At 34.4% G+C, this 13,601-nt stretch carries 13 protein-coding genes; 7 read left to right on the top strand and 6 right to left on the bottom strand.

The genetic code is table 11. The features are described 5' to 3' along the window. Positions 1 to 377 precede the first annotated feature (377 nt). The 5 genes from fdhF (at position 378) to CD155_RS10560 (ending at position 6,252) form a co-directional block, all read left to right on the top strand. Positions 378 to 3,332: a formate dehydrogenase subunit alpha gene (fdhF, locus tag CD155_RS10580; protein ID WP_103213301.1), complete on the top strand. Its 2,955-nt coding sequence runs from the start codon at positions 378 to 380 to the stop codon at positions 3,330 to 3,332. Continuing rightward, the gene (locus tag CD155_RS10575; protein ID WP_103213300.1) at positions 3,332 to 3,799 is read left to right on the top strand and encodes a helical membrane plugin domain-containing protein; all 468 of its coding nucleotides are present in this window, start codon (positions 3,332 to 3,334) and stop codon (positions 3,797 to 3,799) included. The genes fdhF and CD155_RS10575 overlap by 1 nt, the downstream gene beginning before the upstream one ends. Before the next feature lie 163 nt (positions 3,800 to 3,962). Further along, positions 3,963 to 4,184: a hypothetical protein gene (locus CD155_RS10570; protein ID WP_002443867.1), complete on the top strand. Its 222-nt coding sequence runs from the start codon at positions 3,963 to 3,965 to the stop codon at positions 4,182 to 4,184. Between the two features lie 21 nt (positions 4,185 to 4,205). Continuing rightward, entirely contained in the window at positions 4,206 to 4,982 is a 777-nt protein-coding gene (locus CD155_RS10565) for an N-acetylglucosaminidase (RefSeq protein WP_103213299.1), read from the top strand. Positions 4,983 to 5,127: 145 nt separating this feature from the next. Beyond that, positions 5,128 to 6,252: an FAD-dependent monooxygenase gene (locus tag CD155_RS10560; protein WP_103213298.1), complete on the top strand. Its 1,125-nt coding sequence runs from the start codon at positions 5,128 to 5,130 to the stop codon at positions 6,250 to 6,252. Positions 6,253 to 6,446: 194 nt separating this feature from the next. Here the strand turns inward: CD155_RS10560 and CD155_RS10555 are convergent, their stop codons facing one another. The 5 genes from CD155_RS10555 to CD155_RS10535 all read right to left on the bottom strand — a co-directional run bounded on the left by CD155_RS10555 (position 6,447) and on the right by CD155_RS10535 (position 9,672). Further along, positions 6,447 to 7,406 carry a 2-hydroxyacid dehydrogenase family protein gene (locus CD155_RS10555; protein WP_103213297.1) on the bottom strand — a complete coding sequence of 320 codons (960 nt, stop codon included), beginning with the start codon at positions 7,404 to 7,406 and terminating at the stop codon, positions 6,447 to 6,449. A gap of 82 nt (positions 7,407 to 7,488) precedes the next feature. Continuing rightward, positions 7,489 to 7,803, bottom strand: a complete 315-nt coding sequence (locus CD155_RS10550; RefSeq protein ID WP_002443859.1) for a DMT family transporter — start codon at positions 7,801 to 7,803, stop codon at positions 7,489 to 7,491. 2 nt (positions 7,804 to 7,805) lie between these two features. Continuing rightward, a complete protein-coding gene (locus tag CD155_RS10545) occupies positions 7,806 to 8,135 on the bottom strand; it encodes a DMT family transporter (protein ID WP_103213296.1) in 330 nt (109 codons plus the stop codon). A 210-nt stretch (positions 8,136 to 8,345) separates the two neighbouring features. Beyond that, positions 8,346 to 8,846 (bottom strand): CHAP domain-containing protein, encoded by a 501-nt coding sequence (locus CD155_RS10540; RefSeq protein WP_103213295.1) that lies wholly within the window; start codon positions 8,844 to 8,846, stop codon positions 8,346 to 8,348. Between the two features lie 322 nt (positions 8,847 to 9,168). Continuing rightward, positions 9,169 to 9,672 carry a DUF4870 domain-containing protein gene (locus CD155_RS10535; protein ID WP_370444553.1) on the bottom strand — a complete coding sequence of 168 codons (504 nt, stop codon included), beginning with the start codon at positions 9,670 to 9,672 and terminating at the stop codon, positions 9,169 to 9,171. A gap of 424 nt (positions 9,673 to 10,096) precedes the next feature. Between CD155_RS10535 and CD155_RS10530 the strand changes: the two genes are divergently transcribed. Beyond that, positions 10,097 to 11,167 (top strand): NAD/NADP-dependent octopine/nopaline dehydrogenase family protein, encoded by a 1,071-nt coding sequence (locus tag CD155_RS10530; protein ID WP_103213293.1) that lies wholly within the window; start codon positions 10,097 to 10,099, stop codon positions 11,165 to 11,167. Between the two features lie 65 nt (positions 11,168 to 11,232). Then, the gene (nhaC, locus tag CD155_RS10525; RefSeq protein WP_103213292.1) at positions 11,233 to 12,630 is read left to right on the top strand and encodes a Na+/H+ antiporter NhaC; all 1,398 of its coding nucleotides are present in this window, start codon (positions 11,233 to 11,235) and stop codon (positions 12,628 to 12,630) included. A 354-nt stretch (positions 12,631 to 12,984) separates the two neighbouring features. On the opposite strand, the gene CD155_RS10520 is transcribed toward nhaC, so the two are convergent. Next, the coding region (locus CD155_RS10520; protein WP_103213291.1) for a CHAP domain-containing protein at positions 12,985 to 13,601 on the bottom strand (617 nt) is incomplete at its 5' end.

The raw sequence follows: 13,601 nt of genomic DNA, 5'->3' as shown, positions 1-13,601 counted from the left end.
GTTGGGGCCCCGCCGGCAAGGATGGCTAGGATTAAAAGAAGCTTGATATAAGCGCACTTTTAATTCAGACATCTACTGCCAATATGTTAAAGAAGGTTGAGACAATTAATTATGTCCCAGCCTTCTTTTTGTTTGAGGTGTTATTTTACTAGGTATAATTATAGTAGCTAAAAAGGTAATTATTGTTCTAATTGATATTGATTTTCAATTAAATAATTTTAAAATACAAAATACTAGTAAACACTTAACTTTTTACATAGAAAGTAATACAATTTAGATAATTCTATCTTGAAATATATGTGGGGTATTTTTCAGATAGAGAAAGCAAACATGAAAAGTCTATTACGGTAAAAAATATATAAATGGGGTGTAAGCCTATGCAAGAACATTTAGTCGTCACGTTAGATGGCACTGATTATCTTGTGGAACCTGGCACAAATTTACTCGAGTTCATTCGATCTCGAGATACTTTCGTACCTGCGATTTGTTATAACGAATCAATGGGACCAATCCAAACATGTGATACATGTATGGTTGAAATTGATGGAGAGATTGCACGTGCTTGTGGTACGACAATCGACCGTCCAATGAATGTTAAAACGAACAACGACGATGTTCAATCAAGTCAAAAAGAAGCATTAGATCGTATATTAGAAAAACATATGCTTTATTGTACTGTATGTGACTATAATAATGGCGACTGTGAAATTCATAACACGATGGATGAGTGGGGCGTTCAACATCAAACGTATGAATACAAAGAGAAGCCTTATGAAAAAGATTATGGTCCATTTTATCGTTATGACCCTGACCAATGTATCCTATGTGGACGTTGTGTAGAGGCATGTCAAGACGTAGAAGTGAACGAAACAATCAGTATTGATTGGGATCGTGAACATCCACGTGTGATTTGGGATAATGATGTACCAATTAATGAATCATCATGTGTGTCATGTGGTCAATGTGCCACAGTATGTCCATGTAATGCGATGATGGAAGTGAATATGGAAGGCAACGTTGGATATATGACTGATACTGAACCAGGTTCACTTGTAGCAATGATTGATTTAATTAAAAAATCTGAACCAGGTTATGGTCCTTTATTAGCGCTTTCTGATTCAGAATCTGAAATGCGTAAAGAGCGTATCAATAAAACGAAAACAGTATGTACATATTGTGGTGTAGGATGCTCATTCGAAGTATGGACAAAAGATAGAGAAATTTTAAAAGTTCAACCATCTCATGATTCTCCTGCGAATAAAATTGCATCATGTGTTAAAGGTAAATTCTCTTGGGGACATATTAATTCAGATCAACGTTTAACTAAACCATTAGTTAGAAAAGATGGTGCTTTCCATGAAGTAGAATGGGATGAAGCGTTACAAGTCATCGCAGATAACTTCAATAATATTAAAGAGAAACATGGTGCGGATAGCTTATCATTTATTTCCTCTTCAAAAGCTACGAACGAAGAATCTTACTTAATGCAAAAACTAGCACGACAAGTGATTGGAACAAATAACGTAGATAATTGCTCACGTTATTGTCAAGCACCTGCTACGAAAGGTTTAATGCGTACAGTCGGTATCGGTGGCGATGCTGGTGGTATTGATGATTTAGAAAAAGCAGCAATGACTGTATTAATTGGTACAAATACTGCTGAAGCACATCCAGTTATTGCTTCACGAATGAAACGTGCACAAAAACTATTTGGTCAAAAATCTCATGTATTTGATATTAGAAAACATGAAATGGCCGAACGTGCAGATGCATTCTATCAACCTAAACCAGGTACGGACTTAGTATGGTTAGGTGCTGTAACGAAATATATTATCGATAATGACCTTCATGATAAGGCATTCTTAGATGAATGGGTTGACTATTTCGATGAATATTATAAATCACTAGAACCATTTACAATGGAATTTGCAGAAGACACAACTGGTATTCCTAAAGAGCGTTTGATTAGCTTTGCCCATGAAGTTGCGAAAGCAGAATCCGTTGCAATTTGTTGGGCTATGGGTATCACGCAACAAGATATCGGTAGTGACTCAAGTACAGCAATTTCTAACTTACTGCTTGTAACTGGTAACTATAGAAAGCCTGGTGCGGGCGCTTATCCGCTTCGTGGCCATAATAACGTTCAAGGTTGTAGTGATATGGGAAGTATGCCAGACCAATTCCCAGGTTACCAACTTGTAACTGACGATGAAATTAGAGCTAAATTTGAGAAAGAATACGGTGTGGAATTAAGTCCAACGCCAGGTCGTGACAATCACCAAATGATTGAAGGTATCCATAATGGCGACGTTCACTCACTATATCTATACGGTGAAGACACAGGAATTGTTGACTCTAATATTAACTTCGTTCAGGCTGCCTTTGAAAAGTTAGATTTCATGGTCGTGCAAGATGAATTCTTAACATTTACAGCGACTTATGCAGATGTTGTATTACCTGCAAGTCCTTCATTAGAAAAAGATGGCACATTCACTAACACTGAACGTCGTGTTCAACGCTTATATAAAGCTTTAGATTCACTTGGTGACTCTAAAGCTGACTGGGAAATCTTCCAATTAATTGCGAATCAACTTGGTGCTAATTGGGACTACAGTCATCCTGGAGAAGTGATGGATGAGATTGCTCGACTAACACCTTCATATGCGGGTGTAAGTTACGATCGCTTAGAAGGTTTCAATAGTTTACAATGGCCTGTCGATAAAGACGGTAAGGATACGCCATTTCTTTATCTAGATGGATTTAATTTTGAAAATAAAAAAGCAAAACTTTATCCACTTACATTTGATAATTTCTTCAAAGAAGATGAAGTATATGATATTCACGTTAACAATGGACGTTTACTTGAACATTTCCATGAAGGTAACATGACATATCAAACTGAAATGATTAAATATAAAATGCCACATGCATTCGTTGAAATTTCACCTGAATTAGCTCAAGATCGTGATATACATGAAGGTGCTGAAATTAAACTTATCTCTGAGTCCGGAGAGGCCACATTGTTAGCACATATTACAGATCGAGTGAAAGGCAAAGAAATTTATATTCCGTTGAATAACGATGCAATGGCAAATGGCGATATGGGTGCAATTAACTTACTTACTAACAGTGACGTTGATAAATACACAGATACACCATCTTACAAACGTACAAGCGCACGTATGGAAGTCATTTCTAAACGTGGTAAGTCACCATTGAATCCTACAAACTTCCGTGTAGATAAACAGCGTCATCCACAATATAGTGTTCAAGTACAGAAAAAATGGAATCGTTCTGATTACGTATTCCCAGGGAAGCAGAGTGATAAATAATGGCTGAAAGAATAACTGAAATTAAACGTCTGAAAAAGTCACCTGAACAAATTAAGAGCGAAAATTTAAATGAAGTCATTGATGCTATTGCAGAGAATAAGGATAGTATTCTTAAGGCAATCCGTTTAATTAATACTTTAGATGAAGCGAAAATTTTAGATGCACTGAATGGTGGATTTAAAGCACGACAAGTGATTATTAATAAGTTTGCCGTTGAATTAAATAAAGATATTTATACAGGTTTATTATCTAATATGGCGCAAATGGTATTCCTACTTGGAGATCTCAATGTAAAAGATTTAAGCGACATGCTTAATCGCTTGAATAAAGGTTTACATGTAGCGAACCAAGCAAGTCCTAATGCACATACATCTATTAGAAATCTTATGGGTATTCTAAAAGACGATGACATGAACCGTAGTTTAACTTATATGTTGAATTTACTTAAAGGCATGTCTCGCGATTAAAGTTCATTAGCAATATATTTAAGGAAGTTGAGATAATTAAATATATCTCAGCTTCCATTTTTTTTAAGTCGACATTTACTTTCAACTTCATGTATGATGATATGTATATGAAAAAGTTAAATTCAAGGAGTGAAGGCGTATCAATCCTAATATATTGAAAGCCATGGCAATAACTTCCAATGTCTTGTTAGTTATTGGAATCGTATTTTTAATTATGCTTAAACTCATGCTAGCGATTGCTTTCTTTGCAGTATCTTTAGCAATTAGTTTAGTGATATTTAATGTCATGTTTAGAGACCGTACAGGTATGAAGATTGCTATTAATGTATCATTCTTTATTGTTGTTATAGCAATTGTCATAGCCTATTTCGTTTTATCAAAATAGTGATTTGGGAGTTAGATATAAATGATGAAGAATCCTAAGTTTCGCATGACATCTCTATTAATCATTGCTATTTTAGTCATTTTTGTGGTTCTTTTCCTAATTTTTGATACTAATCTTTTTAAAAATGATATAAAATATACCTTCAATGAAGCTGTCGACAGACAAAAAGGGGAAGGTGTCATTAATACTAAGGAAAAAGATGGCGAATTTGTAAATGCACAAGATAGTGATGTTGCGCGAGCGATGAAGATTAAACATGGCGATAATCCATTGAAATACATGGACATTTCCGAGAAAGTCCCTATGTCAGAAGCGGAAGTTAATCGTATTCTGAAGGGTAAAGGTATACTGGAGAACCAAGGTCAAACGTTTATCAAGGCGCAAGATAAGTATGAGGTTAATATTATTTATTTAATCAGTCACGCCTTAGTAGAAACTGGAAATGGTAAGTCTGAACTTGCTAAAGGTGTGAAAGATGGACATCATCGTTATTATAATTTTTTCGGTATTGGTGCATTTGATGAAAATGCCGTTCATACAGGTAAGAGTTATGCCAAACAAGAATCATGGACTTCTCATGAAAAGGCGATTATGGGTGGTGCATCATTTGTAAGATATCATTACTTTAAAAATAATCAGCTTAACTTGTATCAAATGCGTTGGAACCCGCAAAATCCCGGTCAACATCAATATGCGAGTGATATTAATTGGGTAGACAATATAGCTGATATGATGAAAAAGTATTACGATAAGTTTGGTATTAAAAAAGAAGATATTAGAAAGAAATATTATAAATAAGATAGAGGTTAGCACATGGTCAAAGATGTTGCTAACCTCCTTTTATGAATATGTAAAATTTAACTTTTAAAATACTGAGTCGAACTTTTAAACACTACAACATATGATAAAATATTAACGAATGATAAATTTGAGGTGTATACGAATGAAAATTGCAATTGTAGGTGCAGGTATTGGTGGTTTAACAGCAGCTGCACTTTTAGAAGAGCATGGTCATGAAGTAAAGGTGTTTGAGAAAAAAGCATCATTAAGTGAGGTTAGCGCAGGAATCGGAATAGGCGATAACGTCCTTAAGAAATTGGGTAATCATGATCTTGCTAAAGGGATTAAAAACGCTGGTCAAAATTTGACAGCGATGAATGTGTACGATGAAAATGGACGTGAATTAATGTCTGCACAATTAAAACGTCAAACGTTAAATGTTACATTACCACGTCAATCGTTACTAGAAATCATCAAATCTTATGTTCAGCCATCCTCTATTTATACTGAGCATGTTGTAACAGGATTAGAGCAAACGAATTCTAAAGTCACAGTGCATTTTTCAGAACAAGAGAGTGAAGCATTCGACTTATGTATTGGCGCTGATGGGCTTCATTCTAAAGTAAGAGAAGCGGTGCAGGCGCCTACTAAAATTAATTATCAAGGCTATACTTGTTTTAGAGGACTTGTAGATGATGTTCAACTTAAAGATGAACATGTGGCGAATGAGTATTGGGGTACTAAAGGTAGAGTGGGCATTGTACCACTGATTAATAATCAAGCATATTGGTTTATTACTGTTCCTGCTAAAGAAAAGGATCCTAAATATCAAACATTTGGAAAGCCACATTTGCAAGCTTACTTTAATCATTTTCCTAATGAGGTGCGTCAGATATTAGATAAACAAAGTGAGACAGGCATCTTATTAAATGATATTTATGATATGAAACCTTTAAAAACATTTGTCTACGGTAGAACGTTATTATTAGGAGATGCAGCTCATGCGACGACACCTAATATGGGACAAGGTGCAGGGCAGGCAATGGAAGATGCGATTGTGCTAGTTAATTGCTTAGAAGCATATGACTTTGATAAAGCGATTGAAAGATATGATAAATTACGCGTTAAACACACTGCTAAAGTGATTAAGCGTTCTAGAAAGATTGGGAAAGTCGCACAAAAACGTAATCGATTCGTTGCTAAATTACGTAATGCAATGATGAAAGTGATGCCTAATTCATACGCATCCGCACAAACTAAGTTTTTATATAAATCAAAGGAAAAATAAAAAGAAAGATGGGAGCGGAACAGAAAAATAATTTAGCAAAATTATTTTCGTTGTTCCGCCCCGGCAAGGATGGCTAGGATTGAGAGAAGCTTGATATAAGCGCACTTTCAATTCAGACATCTACTGCCAATACATTAAAGGAGGCTGGAGTATCTAATGATTTCTCGTCCTCCTTTTTTGTTTAGAGTGATAGTCTATTTATTATTTACGACGAATTGTGGTTCGTCACCATTTAATTTTTTAATTGTATCATTTGCTACAATTTTAGCCATGAAATCTCTAGCTTCGAATGTTGCATTACCAATATGAGGTGTGAGTACAATGTTCTTAAATGATTTAAGTTCATCAGTGATTTCTGGTTCGAATTCATAAACGTCTAAAGCTGCGCCTTCGATTTCTTTATTTTCAAGAGCTTGAACAAGTGCCTGTTCATTTACTATTGGTCCTCGACCCACATTGATAAGGTAAGCAGTAGATTGCATTTGTTTAAATTGTGCAGTATCGATCAAGTGATGTAAATCTGGATTATACGCTGCATTGATTGTAATAAAATCAGCATTTTCTAATAACGTATCTAAATCCACATATTTGGCACCAATTTCACGTTCTTTTTCTTCTTTACGATGAGGTCCTGTATATAGAACGTCCATATCAAATGCACGTGCACGTTTAGCTACTGCACCACCAATTTCTCCTAAACCGATAATACCAATCGTCTTTCCTGAGACTTCTCTACCACGGAAGAATAGCGGTGCCCATCCATCAAATCCTTGAGTTCTAGATAGTTCGTCACCTTCAACGATTCTGCGTGCTACACTTAAAATTAAACCAATTGTTAAATCAGCTGTAGCATTTGTTGAAGCCTTTGGTGTATTCGTTACATCTATATTTTTCTCTCTAGCATAATCAATATCTACATTATTGAAGCCAGCACCATAATTAGTGATAATTTTAAGGTTTTTGCCACTATCAATAACTTCTTTATCGACGTTTGTTGAAAGTAAACTAACTAAAGCAGAGGCATCTTTAACGCCTTCTTTTAACGTTTCTTTATCTATAATGCCATCCCCATCATACATCTCTACTTCAAAATGTTCTTTTAATAAATTTAATCCCACTTCAGGAATTGCGCCTGCGATATATACTTTTTCCATCATTATCACTCCTTCTTTTAATATCAGTATAGTAAAAGAGGAAAGCGCAAACAATAAATAAAGCTAATTACATGTGTTGTAATTAGCTAATTAAACGTAATCCTACTACAGCTATAAGTATCATTAGAATACAAATAATTCTTCCAACATGTTTAGATTCTTTATAGAATAACATGCCAATGATGGTACCACCAGCAGTGCCTATACCAGTCCAAATTGCGTAAGCTGTACCCATTGGGATATCATGCATTGCAAGCTTTAACGTACTAAAACTTAATATAAAAGCAAGGCCTAACAAAATGACATATATCTTATTTTGGGTGCGAGACAATTCGTTAAGTAAAACGACACCAAGTACCTCTAGTCCGCCAGCAATAAGTAAAAATATCCATGACATCTTTATTGACCTCCTTCTTCATTTTCATTTGTAGTAAGTTTCAAACCGATAATACCTGCAATGAGGACAATCATTAAGATGACTTTAGCAAGAGTAAAAGGTTGATTAAAGAAAATCATATCTACAAGCACAGTGCCAACTGCTCCAATACCTACGAAAAAGGCATAAACTGTACCTACTGGTAAGTGTTTAGATGCATCGATAACAAGATAGAAACTTAAAGCAATAAAAAAGAGGGTAACTACCCAACTTAATAAAGAATGTGCATTATCTAAACCTGTAACCCAGATGATTTCCACAAATCCTGCTATGACGACTTTTAGCCATTGCATATGTATATGCCTCCAATTGTTAGTGATAAAACTATTCTCTCAAATAAGAAGGGGAGAGGCAATCTAAGAAGGTTGAGTACGGTGGTATATCAAAATTGGTTAATGTAAAATATTAGTTTAAAAAAGACTAAAAATACCCTTTAAGGTAAAAATATTTTGGATTTTACCTTAAAGGGATGAAATGATTTTATTTATCATCTTAGAGACTGATTAGTCTAAGTGGATGTAATTGTATGAACTTGCTTCACTAGATGAGATTGTTCGTGTATCTACAACATAAGGGCCACCGTTATAGTTCATTTCTGATACGGTAACTGAGCCATCGCTACTCACATTTTCTACATAAGCGACGTGACCATATGCGCCATTAGATGATTGTAAGATAGAACCTTTTTCAGGTGTGTGATTAACTGTGTAACCAGATGCTTCAGCTGCAGAAGCCCAGTTGTTAGCATTTCCCCATGTTGAACCAATTTGTCCTCCCACTTTATCGAACACGTACCAAGTACATTGACCTGCTGTATATAAGTTACCTGAAGTAGAAGATGCTGATGTAGTTTCTGTACTATAAGATTGTTGATTACTAGTGTTGTATTGAGTGTTGTTTTGTATATTTTGCGTATTTTCTGCGGCATGCGCATTTGATGTTGTTCCCAATAATGATGCGCCAATACCCGCTGTTAATGTAGTGATAGTTACTAATTTTTTCATAATTTAAAAATCCTCCCAAAGTTGATAACGATAATTTGATACATCTTAAAATGTAGCGACTTTGTATTAAGAATACATCTCGTTAAATGTTTGACGTCATCTGTAACGACACAACATACTCTAACAGATAAATTTTTATTTGTGGGTGTTGTTACGGTTTCGTAAACCAATTAAAAAAACCTTGACCATCGTTGTAATAAACGACCATCAAGGTTACAGTGTGTTACAAATTCTCTGTGGGGCATAGCTAGTTCATTTGTGTAGATAAATAAGCAAAAAAGCTTATGGATTTATTACAAGGTCTTGTAATAAACCATTTTTACTATTTAATGAAAGGAATAGTAAAAGGTATTTTATAAGTTTTGCCTGACATGTATTTCACACAACCAATAATATTGAAAACTAAAGCAACGATTGATAATACAACTAGAGCCAAGGCAATTATTACCGTAATGATAACTGCAATAGCTGCTATTACAGTATTATTCGGATTTAACATAGCTATAATCATGAAAACATAAACTAAAATCACACCTACAATTGCATAAATAAAATAAGAAATAAAATAATTTAAATAAGTCTTACCTGCTGTATCAATAAGTTTTGAGTCTTTACGTTTTACTAACCAAATGACAAGAGGTGCGATAAAGCTTGTGAATAAACCTAGTAGATAGATGAGCATTGACATTAAACGTGCGTCTTGATCCTCATCTTGTCTAATTTTTGAATTGTGTTCATCTGAAGTATGTTGATGTTGTTGTTGCGATTGAGTTAAACTCTCGGAATGACGTTCGTTGTTATTACGCTCTGAATCAGATGTATACATTGAGTTTGAATTTGATTCTGATTCGTTGAAACGGTGATTTTCACTGTTATCCATAATAAGTATCCTCCAAAATAAATAAATTAACACACATAATACACTTATAACTATATCAAAACAAAATATATTATTAAATGATAAATTTAAATTTCTAACTTAAAATACCAAATAAGTTTAAAATATGTTTTAATCGGTTATATAGTATTGTTAATCGACATGACATATTAAGGTTTGTCGAGAATCTGAAATAATGAATTAGAAAATAACGTTTGAGCAATAACTTTTAAATAACCGCGGAGCGGGCCACAGAATTCAATAACATAAAGATTGAATTCAGACCCACTCCTTTTTTATGAAAAGATTTAAAATGATAGAAATCATACATTGGAGAATATTTAACAACTTTAAGATGAAAGAGGGATAAAGTATGAAAATAGCTATTGTAGGTTCAGGTAACGGGGCAGTAACAGCTGCAGTAGATATGGTAGATAAAGGTCATGACGTGAAATTATACTGTCGTAACGAATCCATTGAAAAATTTAATAACGCTTTCGAAAAAGGCGGATTTGATTTTAATAATGAGGGCGAAGAAAAGTTTATAGAATTTACTAATATAAGTGATGATATTGAATATGTTCTAGAAGATGCTGATATCGTTCAAGTTATTATTCCATCATCATTTATTGAATATTATGCTAAGGTGATGTCTCATTATGTGACAAATGAACATCTTATTTTCTTCAACATTGCTGCGTCTATGGGTTCTATTCGTTTTATGAATGTTTTAGAAGACCGTCACATTGATGTACATCCTAAATTTGCTGAAGCAAATACACTCACTTACGGTACGCGTGTAGATTTCGACAATGCACGTGTAGACTTATCATTAAATGCACGTAGAGTCTTTTTCTCAACATTTGATCGTAGCGAACTCAACGAAAGTTATGAGAAAGTATCACAAATTTATGATCATCTTGTTAAAGAAGAAAGTCTATTAAAAACAAATCTTGAAAATGGTAACCCTGAAGTGCATCCAGGCCCAACACTCTTGAATGTTGGTCGTATTGATTATGCGGAAAATTTCTCTCTTTATAAAGAGGGGATTACGAAGCACACGGTTCGTTTACTTCATGCAATTGAAATTGAGCGTTTAAATTTAGGAAGAAAATTAGGGTTTGAATTGTCTACAGCTAAAGAATCTCGTATTCAAAGAGGCTATTTAGAACGCCAAGATGAAGATGAACCGTTAAATCGTTTGTTTAATACAAGTCCAGTATTTTCACAAATTCCGGGTCCTAACCACGTTGAAAATCGTTATCTAACTGAGGATATTGCGTTTGGTTTAGTTCTATGGTCAAGTCTAGGAAGAGTGATAGACGTACTAACGCCTAATATAGATGCAGTCATTGTTATTGCATCTACAATATTAGAGCGTGATTTCTTTGAGGAAGGTCTTACTGTAGAAGAATTAGGCCTTGATAAATTAGGTTTAGAATAATTGAACACGATTAAATATTAAGAAAAGAGGTTTTGCATCAAATCGCTGCTGAAGGGAGTAATCGTATGACACAAAAATATAGAAAGCCTACATTTTTGGAGTCAATTTCAACGATTATTGTGATGGTTATTGTCGTTGTAATTGGATTTATCTTTTTTAATATACCTATTCAAGTGCTGTTATTAATTTCATCAGCATATGCTTCTTTTATAGCATATCGAGTAGGATTAAGATGGGAAGATTTAGAAGAAGGTATTTCAAAGAGACTCAATACTGCCATGCCTGCCATTTTCATTATTTTGGCTGTAGGTATTATCGTTGGGAGTTGGATGTTCTCAGGAACAGTACCGGCATTGATATATTATGGATTAAAGTTTCTTAACCCAAGCTATTTTCTAGTATCTGCGTTTATTATTAGTGCAATAACATCAGTTGCTACAGGTACAGCATGGGGATCTGCTTCAACAGCAGGTATTGCTTTAATTTCTATTTCCAATCAATTAGGTGTAGCACCTGGTATGGCAGCTGGGGCCATCATTGCAGGGGCGGTATTTGGAGATAAAATGTCGCCACTTTCTGATACGACGAACTTGGCTGCTTTAGTGACAAGGGTAAATATTTTTGCTCATATTAAATCGATGATGTGGACCACTATCCCTGCATCAATTATAGGACTAATCGTGTGGTTCTTTGCTGGGTTACACTCTGGAGGTAACGCTAACCCGAAACAAATTCAAATGTTATTGAGTGAATTAGATAAGGTTTATAATATAAATTTAATTGTGTGGATACCACTTATTGTTATTGTGATATGCTTATTATTGAGAGTATCTACGGTACCATCTATGCTCATTTCAAGTCTAAGTGCTTTATTAGTGGGAACGTTTAATAATCATTTTAATATGATTGATGGTTTCAAAGCGACATTTGAAGGTTTTAGTCATACTATGGTTCATCAGTCTCATTTATCTAATAATGTAATCTCGTTAATAGAGCAAGGTGGCATGATGAGTATGACACAAATTATAGTTACGATTTTTTGTGGCTATGCATTTGCTGGTATTGTGGAGAAAGCCGGATGCCTAGACGTGATGTTAGAGACGGTTGCAAAAGGTGTGAAATCTGTAGGTACACTTATATTAATAACTGTTGTATGTTGCTTGATGCTTGTCTTTGCTGCTGGAGTGGCTTCAATTGTAATTATTATGGTCGGCGTATTGATGAAGGAAATGTTTGAAAAGATGGACCTGTCTAGATCAGTGCTGTCACGTACACTAGAAGATTCTAGTACAATGGTCTTACCACTTATACCATGGGGAACTTCAGGTATTTACTATGCTCAACAGCTAAATGTATCCGTTGGAGAATTCTTTATTTGGACTGTACCTTGTTATTTATGTGCTTTCATTGCAATTATCTATGGATTTACAGGTATTGGAATAAAGAAGTTAAGTAAAAACTAAGTTTAATCTTATTTTTAAGTGGAATATATTTAATATGTTGAAACATGATTTGTAGATATAAATGTAGCGATTATATCTCGTATAGTTTTAACATTTTAATATCCTTCTATATAGTTGTTGTATTTATTTTGTAGCGGAATGAATACATAACTATATGAAAGTAACGAATTCTTTTGATACATCTTATTCATACGTGATAATGATTTAGAATGACTGTACATGAATATTTGAATTTGTTTAAGAAAAAATAGTTTTTTAGCCTATTGCCTATTGAGGTAATAGGTCTTTTTTTATAGAAAAATAAAAAACATTCGTCCTGTTAAATGGATGAATGCTTTTAATGAAGTGCGTATATTAGTGAATGTAGTTGTATGAAGCAGCTTGGCTAGCAGAGATTGTACGAGAAGTTACAACACCTGCACCATGTCCGTAGTTCATTTCTGAAACAGTGATTGTACCATTGCTGTTTACACTTTCAACATATGCTACATGACCGAATGCACCTTGTGAAGTTTGTAAAATCGCACCTTTAGATGGTGAATTATTTACAGTGTAACCTGCTGCAGCGGCAGCGTTTGCCCAGTTATTTGCATTGCCCCAAGTTGAGCCGATTTTTCCGCCAACTCTATCGAACACATAATACGTACATTGACCTGAAGTATATAAATTACCGCCTGCTGAAGAAGCATTTGATAATGAAACGCCATTTGAAGATGGTGCTGATGTAGAAGTAACGTGAACATTTCTGCTAGTTGAAGAATAGCTAGAACCTAAACCACCAGTTTGATTATAAGCGTTTGAATAAGATTGATTAGTATTACCATAATTATTGTAGTTGTAGTAATTATTTGAATTACTATAGTTAGAGTAGTTGTTATAGTTGTAATTATTGTAGTTATTGTCTAAACGATCTGGGCTCCAGTTACCTTGCCAAGTGTAATGATAGTTACCTTCTTGATCGATTGTGTATG

It is taken from the genome of Staphylococcus caprae (assembly GCF_002902725.1).
Lineage (GTDB): Bacteria > Bacillota > Bacilli > Staphylococcales > Staphylococcaceae > Staphylococcus > Staphylococcus caprae.
Note: the sequence above shows the minus strand (reverse complement) of the source record. Positions and strands in the feature narration are given on the sequence as shown.